General features: G+C 65.6%; 34 protein-coding genes and 1 pseudogene. 10 read left to right on the forward strand and 25 right to left on the reverse strand.

Annotation, left to right across the window (positions count from 1 at the left end):
* Nucleotides 1-31 precede the first annotated feature (31 nt).
* From Sp245p_RS03365 to Sp245p_RS03460, 22 genes and pseudogenes are all read right to left on the reverse strand, one after another.
* Entirely contained in the window at nt 32-1,081 is a 1,050-nt protein-coding gene (locus tag Sp245p_RS03365; RefSeq protein WP_014241586.1) for a tyrosine-type recombinase/integrase, read from the reverse strand.
* Between the two features lie 14 nt (nt 1,082-1,095).
* Nucleotides 1,096-1,275 (reverse strand): annotated as a pseudogene (locus Sp245p_RS36480) (helix-turn-helix domain-containing protein); the annotation flags it as partial.
* A gap of 101 nt (nt 1,276-1,376) precedes the next feature.
* Complete coding sequence (locus Sp245p_RS03370) at nt 1,377-1,682, reverse strand: hypothetical protein (protein WP_014241584.1); 306 nt, start codon at nt 1,680-1,682, stop codon at nt 1,377-1,379.
* 7 nt (nt 1,683-1,689) lie between these two features.
* A complete protein-coding gene (locus Sp245p_RS03375) occupies nt 1,690-2,217 on the reverse strand; it encodes a hypothetical protein (protein WP_014241583.1) in 528 nt (175 codons plus the stop codon).
* A 204-nt stretch (nt 2,218-2,421) separates the two neighbouring features.
* Nucleotides 2,422-3,060, reverse strand: coding sequence for a hypothetical protein (locus tag Sp245p_RS03380; protein WP_082188192.1), 639 nt, complete (start codon nt 3,058-3,060; stop codon nt 2,422-2,424).
* Nucleotides 3,053-3,502, reverse strand: coding sequence for a zinc-finger-containing protein (locus Sp245p_RS03385; RefSeq protein ID WP_014241580.1), 450 nt, complete (start codon nt 3,500-3,502; stop codon nt 3,053-3,055). Before Sp245p_RS03385 ends, Sp245p_RS03380 begins: the two co-directional genes overlap by 8 nt.
* Entirely contained in the window at nt 3,499-3,855 is a 357-nt protein-coding gene (locus Sp245p_RS03390) for a DUF968 domain-containing protein (protein WP_014241579.1), read from the reverse strand. Before Sp245p_RS03390 ends, Sp245p_RS03385 begins: the two co-directional genes overlap by 4 nt.
* A gap of 5 nt (nt 3,856-3,860) precedes the next feature.
* A complete protein-coding gene (locus Sp245p_RS03395) occupies nt 3,861-4,859 on the reverse strand; it encodes a hypothetical protein (protein WP_014241578.1) in 999 nt (332 codons plus the stop codon).
* Nucleotides 4,856-5,059 (reverse strand): hypothetical protein, encoded by a 204-nt coding sequence (locus Sp245p_RS03400; protein WP_014241577.1) that lies wholly within the window; start codon nt 5,057-5,059, stop codon nt 4,856-4,858. Before Sp245p_RS03400 ends, Sp245p_RS03395 begins: the two co-directional genes overlap by 4 nt.
* Before the next feature lie 3 nt (nt 5,060-5,062).
* Nucleotides 5,063-5,575 (reverse strand): hypothetical protein, encoded by a 513-nt coding sequence (locus Sp245p_RS03405; protein ID WP_014241576.1) that lies wholly within the window; start codon nt 5,573-5,575, stop codon nt 5,063-5,065.
* Between the two features lies 1 nt (nt 5,576).
* Complete coding sequence (locus tag Sp245p_RS36215; protein WP_014241575.1) at nt 5,577-5,711, reverse strand: hypothetical protein; 135 nt, start codon at nt 5,709-5,711, stop codon at nt 5,577-5,579.
* On the reverse strand, nt 5,711-6,133 hold the full coding sequence (locus tag Sp245p_RS03410) for a SprT family zinc-dependent metalloprotease (RefSeq protein ID WP_041811265.1): 423 nt from the start codon (nt 6,131-6,133) through the stop codon (nt 5,711-5,713). Before Sp245p_RS03410 ends, Sp245p_RS36215 begins: the two co-directional genes overlap by 1 nt.
* Entirely contained in the window at nt 6,133-6,429 is a 297-nt protein-coding gene (locus Sp245p_RS03415) for a hypothetical protein (RefSeq protein WP_014241573.1), read from the reverse strand. Before Sp245p_RS03415 ends, Sp245p_RS03410 begins: the two co-directional genes overlap by 1 nt.
* Nucleotides 6,430-6,439: 10 nt before the next feature.
* The gene (locus Sp245p_RS03420) at nt 6,440-6,619 is read right to left on the reverse strand and encodes a hypothetical protein (RefSeq protein ID WP_014241572.1); all 180 of its coding nucleotides are present in this window, start codon (nt 6,617-6,619) and stop codon (nt 6,440-6,442) included.
* A complete protein-coding gene (locus tag Sp245p_RS03425; RefSeq protein ID WP_014241571.1) occupies nt 6,619-6,894 on the reverse strand; it encodes a hypothetical protein in 276 nt (91 codons plus the stop codon). Before Sp245p_RS03425 ends, Sp245p_RS03420 begins: the two co-directional genes overlap by 1 nt.
* A gap of 397 nt (nt 6,895-7,291) precedes the next feature.
* Nucleotides 7,292-7,504: a hypothetical protein gene (locus Sp245p_RS03430; protein ID WP_014241569.1), complete on the reverse strand. Its 213-nt coding sequence runs from the start codon at nt 7,502-7,504 to the stop codon at nt 7,292-7,294.
* Nucleotides 7,505-7,556: 52 nt separating this feature from the next.
* A complete protein-coding gene (locus tag Sp245p_RS03435) occupies nt 7,557-8,006 on the reverse strand; it encodes a hypothetical protein (protein ID WP_014241568.1) in 450 nt (149 codons plus the stop codon).
* 44 nt (nt 8,007-8,050) lie between these two features.
* The gene (locus Sp245p_RS03440) at nt 8,051-8,308 is read right to left on the reverse strand and encodes a hypothetical protein (RefSeq protein ID WP_041811264.1); all 258 of its coding nucleotides are present in this window, start codon (nt 8,306-8,308) and stop codon (nt 8,051-8,053) included.
* Between the two features lie 67 nt (nt 8,309-8,375).
* Nucleotides 8,376-8,669 (reverse strand): hypothetical protein, encoded by a 294-nt coding sequence (locus Sp245p_RS03445; RefSeq protein ID WP_014241567.1) that lies wholly within the window; start codon nt 8,667-8,669, stop codon nt 8,376-8,378.
* A 2-nt stretch (nt 8,670-8,671) separates the two neighbouring features.
* Complete coding sequence (locus Sp245p_RS03450; RefSeq protein ID WP_014241566.1) at nt 8,672-9,019, reverse strand: hypothetical protein; 348 nt, start codon at nt 9,017-9,019, stop codon at nt 8,672-8,674.
* A gap of 66 nt (nt 9,020-9,085) precedes the next feature.
* Complete coding sequence (locus Sp245p_RS03455) at nt 9,086-9,520, reverse strand: hypothetical protein (protein WP_014241565.1); 435 nt, start codon at nt 9,518-9,520, stop codon at nt 9,086-9,088.
* 102 nt (nt 9,521-9,622) lie between these two features.
* Entirely contained in the window at nt 9,623-9,889 is a 267-nt protein-coding gene (locus tag Sp245p_RS03460; protein ID WP_041811263.1) for a hypothetical protein, read from the reverse strand.
* 270 nt (nt 9,890-10,159) lie between these two features.
* Here Sp245p_RS03460 and Sp245p_RS03465 point away from each other — a divergent pair, with 270 nt between their 5' ends.
* On the forward strand, nt 10,160-10,552 hold the full coding sequence (locus Sp245p_RS03465) for a hypothetical protein (RefSeq protein WP_014241562.1): 393 nt from the start codon (nt 10,160-10,162) through the stop codon (nt 10,550-10,552).
* Nucleotides 10,553-11,324: 772 nt separating this feature from the next.
* Here Sp245p_RS03465 and Sp245p_RS03470 read toward each other — a convergent pair.
* Nucleotides 11,325-11,690, reverse strand: coding sequence for a hypothetical protein (locus tag Sp245p_RS03470; RefSeq protein WP_041811261.1), 366 nt, complete (start codon nt 11,688-11,690; stop codon nt 11,325-11,327).
* 93 nt (nt 11,691-11,783) lie between these two features.
* Here Sp245p_RS03470 and Sp245p_RS03475 point away from each other — a divergent pair, with 93 nt between their 5' ends.
* A complete protein-coding gene (locus Sp245p_RS03475) occupies nt 11,784-12,005 on the forward strand; it encodes a hypothetical protein (RefSeq protein WP_109138354.1) in 222 nt (73 codons plus the stop codon).
* 179 nt (nt 12,006-12,184) lie between these two features.
* Here the strand turns inward: Sp245p_RS03475 and Sp245p_RS03480 are convergent, their stop codons facing one another.
* Together Sp245p_RS03480 and Sp245p_RS34765 are read right to left on the reverse strand one after the other, a co-directional pair.
* Nucleotides 12,185-12,376 (reverse strand): hypothetical protein, encoded by a 192-nt coding sequence (locus Sp245p_RS03480; protein ID WP_014241558.1) that lies wholly within the window; start codon nt 12,374-12,376, stop codon nt 12,185-12,187.
* Nucleotides 12,377-12,379: 3 nt separating this feature from the next.
* The gene (locus tag Sp245p_RS34765) at nt 12,380-12,523 is read right to left on the reverse strand and encodes a hypothetical protein (protein ID WP_014241557.1); all 144 of its coding nucleotides are present in this window, start codon (nt 12,521-12,523) and stop codon (nt 12,380-12,382) included.
* Nucleotides 12,524-12,551: 28 nt separating this feature from the next.
* Here Sp245p_RS34765 and Sp245p_RS03485 point away from each other — a divergent pair, with 28 nt between their 5' ends.
* The 8 genes from Sp245p_RS03485 to Sp245p_RS03520 all read left to right on the forward strand — a co-directional run bounded on the left by Sp245p_RS03485 (nt 12,552) and on the right by Sp245p_RS03520 (nt 16,310).
* A complete protein-coding gene (locus tag Sp245p_RS03485; RefSeq protein ID WP_014241556.1) occupies nt 12,552-13,016 on the forward strand; it encodes a hypothetical protein in 465 nt (154 codons plus the stop codon).
* The gene (locus Sp245p_RS03490) at nt 13,013-13,285 is read left to right on the forward strand and encodes a hypothetical protein (protein WP_129557144.1); all 273 of its coding nucleotides are present in this window, start codon (nt 13,013-13,015) and stop codon (nt 13,283-13,285) included. The genes Sp245p_RS03485 and Sp245p_RS03490 overlap by 4 nt, the downstream gene beginning before the upstream one ends.
* Nucleotides 13,285-13,761, forward strand: coding sequence for a VRR-NUC domain-containing protein (locus Sp245p_RS03495; RefSeq protein ID WP_014241554.1), 477 nt, complete (start codon nt 13,285-13,287; stop codon nt 13,759-13,761). The genes Sp245p_RS03490 and Sp245p_RS03495 overlap by 1 nt, the downstream gene beginning before the upstream one ends.
* Entirely contained in the window at nt 13,758-14,225 is a 468-nt protein-coding gene (locus Sp245p_RS03500) for a hypothetical protein (protein ID WP_014241553.1), read from the forward strand. Before Sp245p_RS03495 ends, Sp245p_RS03500 begins: the two co-directional genes overlap by 4 nt.
* Before the next feature lie 214 nt (nt 14,226-14,439).
* Nucleotides 14,440-14,688 (forward strand): DUF2312 domain-containing protein, encoded by a 249-nt coding sequence (locus Sp245p_RS03505; protein WP_014241551.1) that lies wholly within the window; start codon nt 14,440-14,442, stop codon nt 14,686-14,688.
* 9 nt (nt 14,689-14,697) lie between these two features.
* Nucleotides 14,698-14,943 carry a helix-turn-helix transcriptional regulator gene (locus Sp245p_RS03510; protein ID WP_014241550.1) on the forward strand — a complete coding sequence of 82 codons (246 nt, stop codon included), beginning with the start codon at nt 14,698-14,700 and terminating at the stop codon, nt 14,941-14,943.
* Between the two features lie 7 nt (nt 14,944-14,950).
* Nucleotides 14,951-15,730 (forward strand): helix-turn-helix domain-containing protein, encoded by a 780-nt coding sequence (locus tag Sp245p_RS03515; RefSeq protein WP_014241549.1) that lies wholly within the window; start codon nt 14,951-14,953, stop codon nt 15,728-15,730.
* A gap of 10 nt (nt 15,731-15,740) precedes the next feature.
* Nucleotides 15,741-16,310, forward strand: coding sequence for a hypothetical protein (locus Sp245p_RS03520; RefSeq protein ID WP_041811260.1), 570 nt, complete (start codon nt 15,741-15,743; stop codon nt 16,308-16,310).
* The last annotated feature ends 8 nt before the right edge of the window (nt 16,311-16,318 follow it).

A 16,318-nucleotide genomic window follows, 5' to 3' on the forward strand; every position in this document is an offset into this window, starting at 1 on the left:
AATTTCCGCGTGTAGCTGTGATGCGTCACAGTCACGCGCGATCCAGCGCCCGCCGCGCCCGATCCAGATGATCCGGCGCGAGGTGTCCATAGGTGGACTGCACCTGCTTGATTGAGGCGTGCCCGAGCCACCGGGCGACATCGTACAGCGGCACGCCTGCCTGAACCATCCACGACGCGGCGGTGTGCCGAAGCGTGTGAGGGGTCACCTTGTCGTCCAGCCCGGCGCGCAGCCGGGCCAGCTTCCAGCCCTTCCGAATATCCGCCACCGGGCCGCCCTGGTAGGTGATGACGTACCCGGTGTCGCTGCCGCGCTTGCGCGCCAACCGCAGGAAGGTCATCAGCCGCCGCGGGATCGGGATCACCGCCCGGCCTTTGCTCGTCCGCTCGCGCCCCGGCGGGTTGAAGTCGATCACCCCGCGGGCAAGGTCCACCTGGGGCCAGCGAAGGGACAGGATGGCCTCTTTCCGCGCCCCGGTGTACAGCCCAATCATGATGAACAGCGGGAGATGCAGCCGGCCCCATTCGCTGGCCCGCGCGCCCATCAGCAGCGCCGCGACTTCGCCGCGCTCCAGCCACCGTGTGCGCGGCTCCGGACGATCCGGCGTCCACACGTGAACCAGGGCCGAAAGCCGCTGCGCCTCCCAGTCCCGACGAACGGCAGCCTTCAGAACGATCAGCTCGTTCCCCCACGTCCCCTTGGTGACGCCGCGCCGATCCTTCCCGCTCTCCCGCCATGCGCCATAGGCCCGGCAGGCTCGTTCCGTGATGTCGGCGACTGCCCGGTCTCCCCACCACTCCGACAGCCGCTCGACCGCGTGCAGGATGCTGGGCGGGTACGCTGCAGCGGGAGCCCGCTCGCCGGCATAGTCCGCCAACACGTCGTCTATTTTCCGGGAAGCGGGATCACTCGGCCCGAGATGCGATCCGGAGATGAAGCGCGCAAGTTCGCCTTCAGCTCGGCGACGGTCGTCAGTGCCCGTGGCACGGACCCGCGCCTTTCCGTTTTCGAACCAGCGGACGTACCAGCCCTTGCGCCTTTCATCCCAGTGGAGGTGAGGGCCTTTGTTGCGTCTCGGCATGTGCGGCGTTCCGTCAGATAGGCGCGGACATCATCGGGGGCGATCAGGTAGCGGCCAGCGACCAGCGTGGCATGAAGCCGCCCGGCCTTGCACTCGTCCTGCACGAAGCGTGATGAGCATCGGAGGACGGCGGCAACCTCAAGAGGGGTCGCGAGGTCCGGTAGGTCTGTGATTTTGGTGGCGTTTTCCGACATGTTGTGTCTCACCAATGTTTGCCACCGGCAAGTGTGGGGCGATGGTATTGGGATTAAATTCACAAGTCAAGGGCCGTGTAGCGCAACCTCTGCGCCCATGCCTACACCTCTCCCTGCGCTGCGCGGTGATGGGAGAGGGCGGCGCGCACCGGATCAGCAATCCAGCCCCCGATGCGCTCCGCCGGCTCTGCGGGGATGACGAAATCGCAGTCGCCACACGCGCAGAACTCGGCGCCCCGGCAATGGCGGCAGACCTTGGCGTACCGGATGCCTGACCAGCCGTCCGCTGGAAGCGCGCGAAACGTCACGGCGAGATAGCGGTCTCCGGCGCTGATGGTGTGTCCGCAGAGGTAGCAGTGGTGGTCCTGCCGGGCGACGTGCTCGGCTTGCTTGATGGGCTTAGCCATTGCTCACCTACGTCTCGGTGGTCAGGAGGCCGGCGCTGCGGGCCTTGGCGAGCAAGGCATTGCGCTTCGTCATCCATCCGGGCTCGGTGTGCGGAATGGCGATCAGTTCCGCCAGTTCCCGCGCGATGTCCGCGCCCTGCGCCGGCTGGACGGTCACGCCGACTCCGCGATAGGCGTCCATCTGGTCGGCAAGCCGGCGAGCCTCGGTGGTCTTCCCCGAGACGCCGCGCTCGGCTTCCCGCTGGTCGGCCCAGCACCGGACAGCCGCCGCAGCGTGCATGTCTCTGCCCAACAGGACGAAGAACGGCTCACCGTCCCTCAGCTTCTCCAGGCACGGGTTCCAGGGTGCCAGGATGCGGCGGTCCTGCGCCGGCTGGGCAGGAGACAGGGCGTTGACCGCCTCCACCAGAACGTTTTTGGCGGTCTGGGCGAACGCTTTGGCTTCGGTGGCGCGCGTCGGGACATCGCAGTTCGGGTCAGCGTGCCACTTCTCGATGAAGACAGCCCGGTAGATCGCGCTGTTCAGCTTTCCCATGGCGGTGTATGCGGCCTCCCGCAGTTCGTCCCGCTCGGCCTCCGCCTGGGTGGCGCGGGCCTCGGCGGCGGTGAGGTCTGCGGCCTTCCTTCGCCGTCAACTCCCGCAGAGTGACGAGCAGAGTGATTTCGTAGGTCTTGGTCTTGCTCATGGTGTCGTTCTCCTGTGCGCGCTCAGCGCTGCGCGGGGGTGGGGATGTGGGGGTCAGGCGACCGGCTCTTGCGTCCAGGCGTAGTAGTCGCGGCGCAGGCGGTCGAAACGCTGGGCAGCGTCTGCATCCTTGTTGAGTTCAGCGCGGCTCTCCACGCCACAGATGCGGCGGAATGCCTTGACCGCATCAAGCCCGGAGGCATCCCAGTGATCGGGGAAGCGGTCGGCTATGAAGTTGGGGAACAGCTTCTCTTGGCACAGCAGGGCTGCCCGCTGGCTGAACGGAAGGTCGGTGATCTTGCGGCGCTCGGCGGGAGGAGATGGCGGAGCGGCCGGGAGTGCGTCCGGCTCATCCTCTTCCTGGATCGGAGGGAGCCCGCATATCCCCTCGCCGTAGCATCCGCCACACCCGCCCATGGTCTCGGCGCAGGGATGCGGCTCGGGCTTGGCAGGGGCCTCCGGCGCCACCGGGATCACCAGCACCATGAACTCGTGACCGTCCTTCGGAGAGCAGTGCGCCCCCTTGAACGGGTTGGTGGCCGGGTTCTCCAGCGGGTCGGCGGAAGCGTCCAGCCGGAAGCTGGCGTTCATGCCGCGGGCGTTGTCCGACCAGTTGGTGAGGCGGGCCCGGCCGGCGTAGATGGCGCCACCCTGGCGGAGCATGTTGAAGGCATCAGTCAGGCGGTCAGCCATGGTCATGACTCCGATAGTAGGGGCGGCACACCTCGACCACCCTGCGGCAACCCTCCACGTTCATCATGCCGATGTGGCAGACGCCGGGATCGATGCCGAGCTGTTCAGCAAGCCACCGGTAACCGGCTGCGCGGGCCTTCCCCGGCTTGCACCGTTCGCGGTGGATCTTCGCGCGCCACAGCGGGTCGAACGCGGCGTGGGCTGCCTGCTTTGCTTGGCGAAGCTCTCGGTTGGCAACCCTGCCCAGCGCCTTGAACTTGCTGCTGTTCTTGTGGACACCAACCCAGCCGCAGCCGATGGGGCAGCGGTAAACCGGGCCGTAGTCCTTTCCGTAGATTTCGGCGCTGCTCTCCAGAAGCTCGGTCGGCATGCCGCAGTAGGAGCAGAGCAGCCAGCCGTTCTCGTCGCGCGGCGGCTTCTCGGCGATGGGCTCGTGTATCATAGCCCCTGCGCCTTCTTCGCGAGGTAGCGCTTCCAAGCCGGGGAGGCGGAGGCGAACTCTCGGGCCAGCTTCAGCATGTCGATGCCGTGCCGACGCTGGAACTCCAGTTCCCCGACGTTGTGCTGCTGACGGTGGTGTTCAGTGCACAGGCTGATGGCCCGGTCGTCCGAAGGCTTCATCCCCATGCCGCCGTCGCCGTGGGTGCGGACGTGGGCGGCTTCGATGGGGCGGCCCTGGCAGCCGGGGACGCAGCAACCGTGCTGGCGGACGAAGGCGAGGTGGCCGGGGCAGCGGTCGCGCTGGGGGCGGCCAGTGTCAGCCTTGCGCTTCGGGAGGCGGGCGGGGAGTGCCATGGCCGTCACTCCGCCGCCTGTGACGGGACGCCCTGGAAGACGGAGCGCTTCTTGGCGGCCCTGTCCTTCAGGAATTCGAACGCGCCCTTGTCGGCAGCTTTCAGCCCATCAAAAGCCGCCTTGTTGGCCTTCAGCGTTTCGTTCAGCAGATCGAGAGTGGGGGCGCCGTCGATGGCCTTGCTCATCAGGAAGCGCCACCTCTCCCAGTCGGTGCCGGCGTCGTTGGCGAGCATGGGAACGGGGATCAGGAGCGGGATGTCAGGAGGGTTGTTGTCCTGGCCCGCCGCTTCGCCTTCGCCACGCAGGACAGCCTCCTTCTTGGCACCGAACATGTTGTAGATGCGGCGCTGCGCCTCCTTGTCGACCGTCCCGATTTCCCGTAGTCGTGATCCAACAGCAGTGCGCCACAGCTCTTCCATGTCGTCCAGGTCCAGGCAGGCGTCGAGGCGCTTCTTGACATCGGCCTCGAAGGCGGCGATGGCGGCCGGCTGAAGCTCCGGGTTGGACTTGGCCGCGAAGTACGCCTCGGACTCCTCCCGGTACTTGCTGTCATCGAACTGGCCCATGTAGATGTCCGCGGCCAAGCCGAGCTGAAGTAGGCACTTGCCCAGTGCGTCGGTGATCGACATCTTCAGGCACTCGTCGGTCGGCTTCGGTTTTCCACCGCGTTCCGGCATCATCTCGGTGCCGCCCCACTGAGGGCCGGTCCAGCGAGCATTGGCAGGATATGTCTCCCGCCAGCCTTCAGGCCACACCGCGGCGTCTGCGCCGGCCGGCACGTACCAGACGCGGACCTTGCTGAACGCCATGTCGTGGCTGATCTTCAGGTCGTCTTCGACGTACCCCCACCCTTGTCCGACCGGGCCGAAAACCTCGGTCATCAGTTGAAGGCGATAGGTCGGGTCGATCTGCGTTCCCTTGAAGCCGCCGGACTTCTGGAAAGGCTTTGTCGCCTTCGGGTCTGTCCGTTCCAGCTTCTTCCAGATGGTGAGGTTGTCGGTCATTTCAGGGCTCTCGGGTCTTGTGCTCGGTTGAGGGCTTTGGCAGCGTCTTCCTGGCGCTTCAGGACCGTTTCCATGACGGCGAACCACTCGGGAGGGAGGTGGCGGCGTGCGAAGGACACAGTGTCCAGTGCCGCCGCCTCTGCCTCGTGGACCACCGCATCAGGGATGGGGATGTCCTGAGGGCCTTTGTCGTAGGCCATGGATCACTCCACCGCGCCGTAGCGGCCCGGATAGCGAGGCTCTTCGCCGGGGCTGGGGAGGTTGAAGATCGCGCGACGCTCGTCCTCTCTGGCCTTCCTGGCACGGGCGAGACGGTCTTCCATCTCCTTCGCCTTCACGTAGGAGCGGTACTGCTCCAGCGTCATGCCCTTGGCCTTTGCGCGCTTGCGCTCGGCGGCGCGGTCCATCTCCAGAACGATGTCGCGCGCCTTGTCCATGCTGGCGTCCAAGAACGCCATTGCCTCGGCAACCGTGCGGATCGGAATGGACGAGTGGACCCAATAGCGAGTGCCGGTCGGCGTGATGATCCGGGTGGCGACGGCGGGGCCGAACATCGAATTGCGCCAGTCCGCCCGCTTTCCGGCCGGGAACTCGCCGCGCTCCGGGGCGTTCCATTCCTGGCCCATGCGCGGGCCGTTGAAGAGGGGCAGCTTGAGGCTTCCGCGGAACTGGTCCTCGGTCACCTCGACCATGCCGACGAAGGTGGAGCCGTCCATGTCACGCCTCCACCATCTCAAGTTCGTCGGCGGTGTCAGCGTAGCTCTGCGCTTCGGAAACGGTGTCGAACGGGCCGATGGGCAGGCAGTCTGTGGCGATCCACCAGCCGTCGCGGTCGTAGTAGATGTCAGCCATCACGCGGCCTCCCCAGGAACGTGCTTCACCGAAATCCCGGCCTTGTCAGCGCGGCGCGAAGCGCGGATGTCATCCTTGATGTTCTTCAGGTCATCATCGTCCAGCGATCCGCCGTCCATGTGCTTGGCGTATCCGTGGGCAAGCTGCATGAAGGCTTCTTCCCACTTCTTCCCGTGACCGTCTTCGAGGCCGACGACCGCATGAGCCAACTCGTGCAGAAGCGTGATGGCGACGGCGTGAAGGGGGAGTTCGTGGTCGATTTCGATGTGGGCCGGGCCGCCATCGTCAGGGAACGCTGTGGCCGCAAATCCGCCAAGGTCCACCAGCCCATCCACCAGTACGATTTTCAGAGACAGGTTCGGGTACAGTTCTTCGGCTGCGGCGATGGCAGGGCGGAAGGGATCGTTGAAGGTGATGCCCATCACGCGGCCTCCTGCTGAGCGTTGGCGGCGCGCTCGGCGGCGTAGCGCTCCACAGCGGCGAGGCAGTCGGAGAGCGTCCCATAGGCGTTCGGGATCGCGATGCAGTCGTGGTGCGAATACTTGTCGTGCTGCACCCAGTGCGTGGCGTAGCACTCCACCGCATCCTCCCCGACGCTGTAGGTCAGGTTGATCTTGCCGACGCGGCCCATGAGCGCATGAGCGGCGTGCAGGCGGGACCGGACTTCAATGGCCGGCGGTTCGGCGGTGTCGCGGATCGGCGTGAACATTGCGGTCATGGCGTGTCCCTCAGAAAGAGAGGCGGAAGAGTTGGTAAGCAGCCATCAGCACTGCGCCAGTGAGGGCAGATGCGAGGGCGAGGACGATGGGGAACAGGAAGTCCGCCTCCATCTCGGCCTGGGAGCGCTTGCTCTCGGCCACATGCGCGTCCACGGCGGCGGCGGTGGGGTCGGCGTAGTCGATGTCCATCACGCGGCCTCTGGCTTGCCGAAGGCGCCGCAGTAGCCGCGCGGAATGCGCTCCTCTTCACGGAAGCCCTCGCTCATGACGAGCGGCTTGCCGGGTCTCCACGCCATGCAGTCGGAGGCGATGCAGTTCGGCTTTTCGTACATCGTCCGCTCGTCAGAGCGGTTGCATGCGGCCCCGCCGACGGCGGTTTCGGCGTGATCCCATCCGGTGACGAGCGTGTTCACTCGCGCGTGCGGGCACCACTTCGAGCGGGCCTGTTCTTCGGTCATCAGCATAGGGTCTATCTCCCTGTGTTCGGCTATCTCCCCGGTCCCCTGTGGAGGCTGGTGAGGTAGCCGGCGGCTTGTCGTGCCTGCCGCCGGCCTATTTGCTGGCGTGTTTTACGGCCCTGAGAGGATCGAGCCCCATACACCGGCCTTAACGGTGCGGTCGCCGCCGTCCTCTGCGAGGTTGGTGCCGGCTGGCGTGCTGGCCGGGGAAGGCTTCAAGTCCCCGCTGGGCCAGTCGAAACGGACCCAGGTCAGCGCCGGCAAGATCACTTCAAGCGTCGGATACCTCCTCTCTCAGGTGCGACGGGGGATGCCATCCCCTCTATCGCCTTAAGCCCCACCCGCTTGTCATGGCGGGTAAGGGGCTGGGACGGTGTGGCGGCGTTCCTGCCGCCGGGCGTGTTCAGCGGTAATACGACCTCACTTCGACGGCCTCCCCGTCACCGACGAGGAGGAGCGCCTTACGGACGGCGATCCCGATGGCCATCGATTGCGACGCTTCGGAGTCCAGGTTCCCCATGCCGGCGTTCGCGTCGATTTCCGCTACTTCCACCTCGTTTCCTTCGGCGTCGAGGTAGGTCACGACGATGAGCGTATCGTCCAAGTTCTTGCGCATTCTGCTGTGCTCCTGCTTTGGTGTGGCGGCGTGCCTGCCGCCGGGGTGGGGGTCAGTCAGTAATTTTCGTGTAAGTGAAGCGACCGTTGTTCATGGTCGGTCCGCGATGACCGAAGGTTCCGTCGCCCAAGTACTCGAAGATGTCCGCAGCCGTGACTGGCCCTTCGTACTGCCCGGTGAACACCATGGTTGACCCGGATCGGCCGTCGTCAGAGATGTTGAAGACCCGGCCGCCGTGCTGAAATTTGTGGCCGCGCGCCTTGGCCTCCGCCCATTCTCTCGCCCATTTCGCGTAGGCGTCCTGGCTCTCTTTGCTGAGCGGGGCATTTTTGGCCGCAGGCTCTTCCCACCCGCACTCATTGCAGATCAGCCGATTGTCGGTACAGTTGCCGCACGGCGCGCTGATGTGGCAGGAGCAATTCTCGACCTCAGGCCAGTGCAGCACTCCACCGCACCCATCCGGGCATGGCGATCCGTTTTCAATGAATGCTTCGGCAGCCATGGCTGTCTCCTGTGTTTCCGGTATGGCGGATGGGTGGGGAGGGGTCAGGCGAGACCGGCGCGGTGATGTTCAGCCCACACGCCAAGCCAGAGTTGCGACGGGTCTTTCCAGAACCGGCTGCTATGGGGCCTCCAAGTCGTGTGGCCCCAGCTCCGCGCCGTTCCGTCCAAGGCGTAGTCGGCGGCGGCGGAAACCTCTTCGATGGCCGGGTGCCATTTCCATGCGGCGTCAACGGCATCCTTCCAATCCGCCCTGTTCGCGAGGCGCTGGGACACGAAGTTTTCGATCCGGTACAGGGACATCACTTCCCCCCGTTCTGAGCGGCCCCGGCGCGGGCCAGTGCTTCGGCAAGCTCGCGTTCCTGGCGGCTCATCGCGTGGACTCCGGCCCGGCGGCTGCGGCAATGACAGCGTGCGCCTGATCGCAAAGCGCGGAGATGGCCTTCCATTCCGTGGCAGGCGGGCCTTCTCGGTCGATGTATTCGACAAGGTCGCTCAGCACGCGCAGAAGCTCGGGGCCGGAGTTCAGCGACTTCGCCGCCGCAATGGCGTCGGGAATGTTCTCGGCACCGATGGCGGAGACGCAGCGGGAGACGAAGCCGTTGGCGCAGGGGATGCGGGCAGCTTCCGAACCATCGTCGTGGTAGATGATGAGGGTGTCCATGCTCACGCCTCCTGTCCGGTGGCCGCGGAAAGGGCGGCGCGCGGCCCTTGCAGAAGGTCTTCCGTCAGGCACTCGACCTCGATAGAGCGCTGGTTCGCTTCCAGCCATTCGACCAAGTCACGCAGCTCTGACAGAAGCTCCGGGGCCGCATCCCGCACCGGGTCCGCCGTCACCCCCAGGAGCGCGGCGATCTGGGCCGGGTCTTCGCGATACGTCTCCGCCGCCACATCGTTCAGGAAGACGACGCGCGAACCGCCGTCGCCGCGCGCAAAGACCTTCGTGATGTGATCGGCGTTGACCAGTTCCGGTTGCCCGGAGACGTCGGTCAGCGTGATGAACTTCGGCGTCATAGTGTCCCCCTATGCCCCCCCTCCCCGCGATTGAAGCGCTGAGGAATGGTGAGGCGTGTGTGTGGTTCAGGCGAAAATCACCGCGTACTCGCGGGGCTCGCTGGTCATCGCGTTGGCACGTTCGCAGGCGGTCTTGTGGTGGATGGCGATGGCGGAAGAGTCGAACCCGGCGATCAGCAGGAGGCGTTCGGTGCACTCGCCGTGGTCGGCGGTGATCTCGATCACCGAAAGGGCCATCTTGCGGACCAGCGCTTCGACCTCGGCCCGCGCCTTATCGACGACGCCGGTCTTCGCGGAAGCGATGGCTTCAGCGAACGTAGCAGCGCGGAAGTACAGCGCCTCGCTTTTGCCGATGCCGCGCGGGTAAACCTGGATGGAAATCGGGGACCGCTCGCCGTACCGGCGGTCGGTATGCGATATCGAGATGCCGGCGTAAGCCCCGCTGTCAGGCAGCATGGCGGCGATGGCGTCGAGTTCGGCGATGATTTCGGCTTCGTTCATTGTTCGGTTCCCCCTCGTTGAAATCCCCTCCCGAAAGGCCCGCCGGGACGCTGCTGGATGGAGCGCGACCCGGCGGAAGTCTGAGGAGGGTGGTGGTGTGGTTCAGGCGGCGAGCGACTTCGCGGTGTCGTAAAGCGGGTGGCCGGGGAGGAGGCGGATGCTATCGGCCTCGAAGTAGTCCGTGCGGCCATCGCTGTTGTTTTCGATCACCAGGGCGCGCCGAAACTCGGCCGGGAAGCAGCCCTTCTTGCTGCGGAGCTTGATGGTTTCCGCCGGAACGCCAGCAATCCAGGGCCCGGCGTCGATGCGGATGCCGGCGCGCTTGCCGTTGACGGTAAGGGTGGTTTTGCTGAGCTTGGCGTTCATCATTCCCTCCGGTAAATCCCGCCTCCCGAAAGGCTCCCGCGGCAGCCGACGCTCAGCGCCGCGGGATGAGTCTCAGGGAGGTCTGCCACACCACCCACCCGGTGGGATCGGTGATACCGAAGAGGGGGTGGTGTGAGAGGAAGTATCTCGCTGCACCGAGACTGCGTCAAGCAAAAAAGTCTCGCTATGGCGAGAGAGCGCGACAGCCGCGATGTGCGTCATACTCGCCTCGGTGGCGCTCGATGGTAGGCGCTCGCGGATGCTGGAGGATGAATGAAGGCCTTGGTCCTGGCTGCCGCTCTGGCGGCCCTCGCCGTTTCCGGCTGCGACCAACGGGGAAGCGTCGTGCCGCTAAAGCAGCTCGCCCCGATCGCGGCTGCGGACGTCAAGCTCTACGCGGCTATCCCGCCGGGGGCGGAGGTGGTTGCTATGGTCGAGGCGCAAACCACAGGCGGCTGGACGCGCCAAGGCTGGATGGACTCGGCAGTCGACAATCTGAAATCCCTCGCCGCAGATGCCGGAGCAAATGGCGTCGTGATCCAACAGCAATCCACGTCGAACGGCGGCGCCATCCTCGCGCAGCCCGGCGCCGCTTCGCCGATCGTCGTCGCGCCAGTGGGGGGATATCCAGTCCTGCGCGGTACAGCGATCCGAGTGTCGCGGTAACGCCGCGCTTGCCTTGTGGCCTGCGTCAACCCGCCGCACACATAGTGCATACCCATGCAACCAGCTGATTGTTAGGGGCTTCTGCGAGGCAGGGAACTTCAGAACATACTTTAGTATGCACGTTACAATGGCGAAATATTGTGCAGCCTTGCCCAAAGGTTTCCCAATATCATAGGATGTACCCGCTGCCCCCTTAGGGGGATGTCAGCCTCCCCCCGGCAGTGCTGCTAACACGCCAGGGGGATGCGCCGGGAGCCCATCCCCATTGCAGGCACGCCTCACGCGCCGACCGCCAGTCTCCCTGGGCCAGGGTGACATACGAAGATATGCGCGAGAGGTGTGCCTATGAAAAGAGCAAAGATCCAATTCGTCACGACTCTGCACTATCTTTGTCGTGATCGCTCCAATCTTCCTTTCCCAAAGATTAACGCAGCACAAAACGCAAAGCGTTTTGCGATCTATCCACTTTACCATTTCAGGGTTTTTATCGCAGTTCTGGATGCTCTTTCATACCAACTTCAACCTATGCTCACAGTGAACACGAAGGCCAATCGGCCTCGGTGATCCTTGACAGAGTTCCTGTTTTGTTCCAGCTTTGAGCGATGCGAAGGGGGCGCAATGACCAGTGACAAGGAGCAGCAGGCCGGACGCGCCGAAGATGCGGACCGGGACGCTGGCGCAGAGCTTACGGCAGAGTTCCACGCCATCTGGGGAGGGATGTCCCCAGCGGAAAAGCTGAGAGCCCTAAGGATCCTTGAGGGAATGGCGCGCCCTACTGAGAGGACGCCAGATCATCCGTGAGCTTCTTGATCGCTTCGGCTTTCTGTTTGGGAGACATGGCGCCGAAGATGGCATCCGCCATTTCATCAAGCTCTGGAACAGGTGCTTCTCGGCCAATGAGCTGGTCGATTGTCACGGGCCGCTTTAACAGCTTCGTCGCCCCATCGGCAAGCCGCTCGAGGGTCTTGATGGAGATGTTCGGGGTTTTGGCCCCGCTGAGCGGCTCGTTCAGGGAGTTGTATGACACCCCGGAAGCTTTTGACCATACGTTCGGGTTTTCGAGGCCATCCTTGTTGGCCTCGAAAAACGAGCGCAGGCCGGCGACCCGGCGAGCTTGATCTTCAGCGTCAGTTGCCATTCCCCCATTGTGCTGATTTCTCGCCACAGCGATATCTCGGTATAGCGAGTTAATGGGCTTGACGTTGTCTCGGTATAGCGAGACAATGCACCCATGATGATCGAACGCGCCGCCAATCATATTCGCGCCTGCCTCAACCAACCGGGCGTAAAGATTGACCAGATTGCCCGTAAAGCGGGTTTGAGCTGGGAGACGGTCAAGAAGGCTTCTGAGCCGGGGTCCGACCCGAAGCTCTCGACCTTGGCAGCTCTGGAGTCTGCTATCGCCGAGGATCGCAAGAAGCGCCGTCGCCCTCCGCACGAAGCCCGCGCGTAGGAGACCCGGCCATGGCTGACCATGCCTGCCTCCTCGCCGCGCGCCTCTCGGTTCGCTCCGGGCAGACTCCTCCCCATTCTCCCACGCGTCGAGCGTACCGGTCCTTCCGGGCCGGTGTCACGGGAGCATGCGGTTGGGTTGCGTCCCTCTGTGGGGTGATGGCCTGCCACGTTCGCGCCTCAGCTCTGGCTGGGGTGCTGGTTGTCCATCAGGCGGAGCAGGGGCAGGGCGCCGAACTCGCGCCGTTCGATCTGGTCCGCGATGCCCCGGCAGTAGATCGCTTGCTTCGGGTCGGTCTCTTCGACTTCGGCGGCGGTCTCGCGGAACCACGCGGCGCGGGCCAAGCCATTCGGCGGGCAGGGGCGGGCCATCGGTCAGGGCTCCTTTGCAAAACCGGTTTCCAACTGCTCCGCCAGCTCCAGGCACAGCAGCGCCTTCCGTGGCGCCATGCGGGCCAGCAGGCGAAGCAAAGTCACAATAGCTGAGGCGATCTGAGCGGCCTTTGGGTCATCTGTCATGCCTCAATCGTAGTAATCGGGGGATTACATGGACATTCAATCTCAGGGCGTCGTGCGGACCAAGCGGGGCAACAAGATTGCCCACGCTGCCGACAAGATGAAGGACTTGGCCCGTCATCTTCGCCGCTACTTCCGAGACAAGTACGACGATCGCAAGGTGCGCGAGAACATCGCCGCCGATTACGGCGTCTGCCGCCGTACCGCCGGTCAGTGGCTCAGCACCGGCCCTACCGGGAAGCATCTGGTCACCATCATCGCCCGCGAAGGCATGGCGTTCGTGACCCGCGTCATCCACCCCATAGCCACCGTGAAGGACATCCATGAACGCCGACTGGACGCCCGGCAGGCCGCCCTTGAAGCCCAGCTCTCCGCCGAGCGCGCCGACCTGGAAGCAGACGTTGCGTCGGGTGGTGCAATCTCTCGTGGCCGCCGGGATCGCGCTGTCTCGGTCATTGGGGCGCTGAAGGCCCGCCTCCGCCGGGAGGCCGCGTGATGGACCACCGCGCCATTGATCCCGTCACGCTCCTGACCAGCCACCGCCCGTTGGGAGCCCGCGCTGTCGCCCTGGACATGGCGGAGCAAGCCCGCCTCGCCGTTGCCGCCGGCGCCAAGGTCACCCGCTACGCGCCGCCGGAGCTGTCCGCTCACCATGAGGAACTGGCGCGCAAGTTCGCCGAGCGCAGCGCCCGTGCCAAGGCTCGGATCAGGCCGAGCACGCGGGCGGCATGCGCTACCGCTGGACGTCGGAAAGGGGACGCCTGATGTCCCGTCGCTGCGGCGTCTCCGTCAACAATCTTGGCCCCGTCGCCCGCCGTCAGGTGGATGCCTTCCTGATCGCCGAACAGGCGGTGAAGGAGATGCGGGCCGCGCCGCGCCGCGCCCCTGCTGTTGCCGAGACGCCGTTGCAAATCTCCGTTGCGGAGTTCCTTGGGCTCGCCCTGCCGGATGACGCGTGGTTCTGCCACATCCCCAACGGCGGAAAGCGCCTCAAGAGCGAGGCCGCCAAGCTGAAGGCTATGGGCGCCCGCGCCGGAGCGCCGGACCTGCTCGTCGTGTGGCGGGGCATCGCCTTCTTCGTCGAGATGAAAACCGACGCCGGGAGCCTGTCTGCTGATCAGCGGGAGTGCCATGCCGCGCTCCGCTCCGCCGGCTGCTGTGTCGCCGTGGCCCGCTCCGTCTCCGGCGTCGAGCAGGTCCTTCGATCCTGGAACATTCCTTTGAAAGCGAGGGCATCATGATGCAGTTGTCCCCAGCCGAGCTTTCCGCCCCGGCCCGCGCCGCGGTCGCCGCCATGGTGAAGACCGGCCAGCCCGCCGTCGTCCAGTACGAGCGCGGCGAGCGCAAAGCCTACTTCCGCACCACCGGCGGCAAGGAAAAGCCCGTTGACCCGATGGCCGTTGACGAGCTGGTCAAGGCCGGCATCGTCGCCGACCGTCAGGACGGGCTTTTTGCCGGCATCGGCCAGACCTACGAGCCGCGCCAGCACGCCGTCCTGAAGATCCGTCTCGGCGGCACACGCACCGACAAGGCGACCGGCGCCCGCTTCCGCAAGGCTGAGGTGGAAACGACCGCCGGGGCGTTCCAGTGCGAGGTCTGCGCCCGTGCCAGCAAGGACGCCGACCCGTTGGACGGAGACGGCATCAAGGCCGAGGTCCGCCGCCTGATCGCCGAGAAGCGCCCCATGCTTGGCGGTGCCCAATGAACCCGGAGACGCAAGCCGTTCTCGCCGCTCTTCCTGGCCCCGGAGAGCGCGGCGAGACCATCCCGGCAGTGGCCGTCAAGGCGGGGCTCCCCCTCTGGAAAGCCCGTTGCGCGGTGTCCGCTCTGAAGGCCATCGCCCCCGGCACCATCGAAGACATCGGCCCGGCCACCGCCAAGCGCGGCGCCACCGGCGAGCATCTGTATCGGAGGGCGTCATGAGCGACGTCGGCGGCATCGCCGCGGACCGCCTGAAATCCTTCGTGGAGCGCATCGAGCGCCTGGAGGAGGAGAAGCGCGGCCTGCAGGAGGACATCAAGGAGGTCTACTCAGAGGCCAAGGGCACCGGTTTCGACACCAAGATCATCCGCGAGATCATCCGCCTCCGGAAGATGGACAAGGCCGACCTTCAGGAGAAGGAGGCGATCATGGCGCTCTACAAGGAAGCGCTTGGGATGGCGGAGTGAGGACGCGAAATGTCCGCAAGACCCAACCCCATCTCCGATGTCCGCCGCTTCCGTGAGCGCCTGAAGTCGGCCCGCCTCTCACTCAACCTGACGCAAGGTGACGTCGCCAGCCGCATGGGCAAGGACGCCCGCACCATCCGACGCTGGGAGAACAACGAGGGCGACCCGTCTCTTCCTGAGGCCGCGCTGTGGGCGCATGCCGTCGGCGTCCAGATGCTCCCGCCGCCGGCGGACGCCCCAACAGCCGCGGAGTAGGGCGCCCATGAGCTTCCGCCTCCAGTCCATCGCTTGGGACGCTCCATTCGCCGGGAACGTCAAGCTGGTGCTCCTGCGCCTATGCCACTTCGCGGACGACGACGGGGCCAACGTGTTCCCGACCGTTGGTCGCGTCGCGAAGGACTGCGGCATCAGCGAGCGCACCACCCAGGAGGCTATCCGCGCCATCGAAGCTACCGGCGTTCTGGTCATGGTGAAGGAGGCCGATGCCGGGGCCAAGCGCGCACGCGAATACCGCATCGACGTGGCCGCTCTGGAGGCCCTGGTAAAGGGTGACGGGTGCGAAATCTGCACGGGTGCGAAATCTGCACGGGTGCAGAAAACGACGGTGACGGGTGCGAAATCTGCACCCAACCCTATCATAGAACCTATCAATCCTCCTCCTGCTGAGACGGGCGCGGGCGCAAAGCCGAAAGCCCAGTTCATCGTTGTCGGGGAGCACATCGCCTCCCTGACCGGCTGGGACCGCAACCCGAACTGGCTCGGGAACTACGGCCGCGTCGTCTCCTGGCTGAAAAGCGGCTGGGACCCCGACCTGGATATCTACCCGACCGTGGAGCGCGTGATGGCCCGGCGCAGCAGCCAAGGCCCGCCGGGCGGCTTGGAATACTTCGAGCGCGCCATTGCCGACGCCCACGCCAACCGAACGAAACCGATCCCCGAAGGAGCCGCCCATGTCCAACGTGATCCCCTTCGAAGCCCCCGCCAGCAGCCTGCAAACCGGTTCCAAGACCTACTTGACGCCCAGCTTGCGGGCCGCGCTTGAGACACCCGCCGTGGGCGTCGTGACCGACGAAGGCTACGTCATGCGCCCTGGGGTCTGGAAGCCGCCGGCCGTCGTGACCGCCGACATGCAGCGGGACGCCGCCCAGGCCATGGGTGCCCTGAAGCTCCGCGGGGGCCCGGTCAGCCCGCAGAAGGCGCAGGAATGGGTGGCCCACCTCGCCCTGCGGTGCAACGGGAGCCAGCTCCCGCCGGAAACCAAGCTGGCCGGCGCCGTCTCGGACATCCTGCGTAGCGGCTACCCGGCCGCGATCTTCGAAGACGATGAGGCGTTCGACCGGGTCTCCCGCAAGTTCCGCTTCTGGCCGGGCTGGGCCGAGCTGTCGGAAGCCCTGGATGCCGAGCGCTCACGGCTGCGCGACGAGTGGTCCCGCCTGTCCGCGATCGCCAAGGGCGGCCAGCAGACTCCGCGCCCCGCCCAGCAGGATGACGAGCCGACCGGCCCGCGCGCGATGAGCGAGGCGACCCAGAAGCTCATGGACGAGTACTGGGCGAAGAACGGCGGTCGCCCGGCGCCGCGGGGCATGGCGGCCGCCACCGACGCGCGCCGCATGGAGGGCTGACGGGATGG

The organism is Azospirillum baldaniorum, from assembly GCF_003119195.2.
Lineage (GTDB): Bacteria > Pseudomonadota > Alphaproteobacteria > Azospirillales > Azospirillaceae > Azospirillum > Azospirillum baldaniorum.

Excerpts from the sequence above, each read along its gene's own strand:
- Sp245p_RS03365 (WP_014241586.1), bottom strand. The coding sequence starts at position 1,081 with ATGCCGAGACGCAACAAAGGCCCTCACCTCCACTGGGATGAAAGGCGC.
- Sp245p_RS03370 (WP_014241584.1), bottom strand. The coding sequence starts at position 1,682 with ATGGCTAAGCCCATCAAGCAAGCCGAGCACGTCGCCCGGCAGGACCAC.
- Sp245p_RS03375 (WP_014241583.1), bottom strand. The coding sequence starts at position 2,217 with ATGGGAAAGCTGAACAGCGCGATCTACCGGGCTGTCTTCATCGAGAAG.
- Sp245p_RS03380 (WP_082188192.1), bottom strand. The coding sequence starts at position 3,060 with ATGGCTGACCGCCTGACTGATGCCTTCAACATGCTCCGCCAGGGTGGC.
- Sp245p_RS03385 (WP_014241580.1), bottom strand. The coding sequence starts at position 3,502 with ATGATACACGAGCCCATCGCCGAGAAGCCGCCGCGCGACGAGAACGGC.
- Sp245p_RS03390 (WP_014241579.1), bottom strand. The coding sequence starts at position 3,855 with ATGGCACTCCCCGCCCGCCTCCCGAAGCGCAAGGCTGACACTGGCCGC.
- Sp245p_RS03395 (WP_014241578.1), bottom strand. The coding sequence starts at position 4,859 with ATGACCGACAACCTCACCATCTGGAAGAAGCTGGAACGGACAGACCCG.
- Sp245p_RS03400 (WP_014241577.1), bottom strand. The coding sequence starts at position 5,059 with ATGGCCTACGACAAAGGCCCTCAGGACATCCCCATCCCTGATGCGGTG.
- Sp245p_RS03405 (WP_014241576.1), bottom strand. The coding sequence starts at position 5,575 with ATGGACGGCTCCACCTTCGTCGGCATGGTCGAGGTGACCGAGGACCAG.
- Sp245p_RS36215 (WP_014241575.1), bottom strand. The coding sequence starts at position 5,711 with ATGGCTGACATCTACTACGACCGCGACGGCTGGTGGATCGCCACAGAC.
- Sp245p_RS03410 (WP_041811265.1), bottom strand. The coding sequence starts at position 6,133 with ATGGGCATCACCTTCAACGATCCCTTCCGCCCTGCCATCGCCGCAGCC.
- Sp245p_RS03415 (WP_014241573.1), bottom strand. The coding sequence starts at position 6,429 with ATGACCGCAATGTTCACGCCGATCCGCGACACCGCCGAACCGCCGGCC.
- Sp245p_RS03420 (WP_014241572.1), bottom strand. The coding sequence starts at position 6,619 with ATGGACATCGACTACGCCGACCCCACCGCCGCCGCCGTGGACGCGCAT.
- Sp245p_RS03425 (WP_014241571.1), bottom strand. The coding sequence starts at position 6,894 with ATGCTGATGACCGAAGAACAGGCCCGCTCGAAGTGGTGCCCGCACGCG.
- Sp245p_RS03430 (WP_014241569.1), bottom strand. The coding sequence starts at position 7,504 with ATGCGCAAGAACTTGGACGATACGCTCATCGTCGTGACCTACCTCGAC.
- Sp245p_RS03435 (WP_014241568.1), bottom strand. The coding sequence starts at position 8,006 with ATGGCTGCCGAAGCATTCATTGAAAACGGATCGCCATGCCCGGATGGG.
- Sp245p_RS03440 (WP_041811264.1), bottom strand. The coding sequence starts at position 8,308 with ATGTCCCTGTACCGGATCGAAAACTTCGTGTCCCAGCGCCTCGCGAAC.
- Sp245p_RS03445 (WP_014241567.1), bottom strand. The coding sequence starts at position 8,669 with ATGGACACCCTCATCATCTACCACGACGATGGTTCGGAAGCTGCCCGC.
- Sp245p_RS03450 (WP_014241566.1), bottom strand. The coding sequence starts at position 9,019 with ATGACGCCGAAGTTCATCACGCTGACCGACGTCTCCGGGCAACCGGAA.
- Sp245p_RS03455 (WP_014241565.1), bottom strand. The coding sequence starts at position 9,520 with ATGAACGAAGCCGAAATCATCGCCGAACTCGACGCCATCGCCGCCATG.
- Sp245p_RS03460 (WP_041811263.1), bottom strand. The coding sequence starts at position 9,889 with ATGATGAACGCCAAGCTCAGCAAAACCACCCTTACCGTCAACGGCAAG.
- Sp245p_RS03465 (WP_014241562.1), top strand. The coding sequence starts at position 10,160 with ATGAAGGCCTTGGTCCTGGCTGCCGCTCTGGCGGCCCTCGCCGTTTCC.
- Sp245p_RS03470 (WP_041811261.1), bottom strand. The coding sequence starts at position 11,690 with ATGGCAACTGACGCTGAAGATCAAGCTCGCCGGGTCGCCGGCCTGCGC.
- Sp245p_RS03475 (WP_109138354.1), top strand. The coding sequence starts at position 11,784 with ATGATGATCGAACGCGCCGCCAATCATATTCGCGCCTGCCTCAACCAA.
- Sp245p_RS03480 (WP_014241558.1), bottom strand. The coding sequence starts at position 12,376 with ATGGCCCGCCCCTGCCCGCCGAATGGCTTGGCCCGCGCCGCGTGGTTC.
- Sp245p_RS34765 (WP_014241557.1), bottom strand. The coding sequence starts at position 12,523 with ATGACAGATGACCCAAAGGCCGCTCAGATCGCCTCAGCTATTGTGACT.
- Sp245p_RS03485 (WP_014241556.1), top strand. The coding sequence starts at position 12,552 with ATGGACATTCAATCTCAGGGCGTCGTGCGGACCAAGCGGGGCAACAAG.
- Sp245p_RS03495 (WP_014241554.1), top strand. The coding sequence starts at position 13,285 with ATGTCCCGTCGCTGCGGCGTCTCCGTCAACAATCTTGGCCCCGTCGCC.
- Sp245p_RS03500 (WP_014241553.1), top strand. The coding sequence starts at position 13,758 with ATGATGCAGTTGTCCCCAGCCGAGCTTTCCGCCCCGGCCCGCGCCGCG.
- Sp245p_RS03505 (WP_014241551.1), top strand. The coding sequence starts at position 14,440 with ATGAGCGACGTCGGCGGCATCGCCGCGGACCGCCTGAAATCCTTCGTG.
- Sp245p_RS03510 (WP_014241550.1), top strand. The coding sequence starts at position 14,698 with ATGTCCGCAAGACCCAACCCCATCTCCGATGTCCGCCGCTTCCGTGAG.
- Sp245p_RS03515 (WP_014241549.1), top strand. The coding sequence starts at position 14,951 with ATGAGCTTCCGCCTCCAGTCCATCGCTTGGGACGCTCCATTCGCCGGG.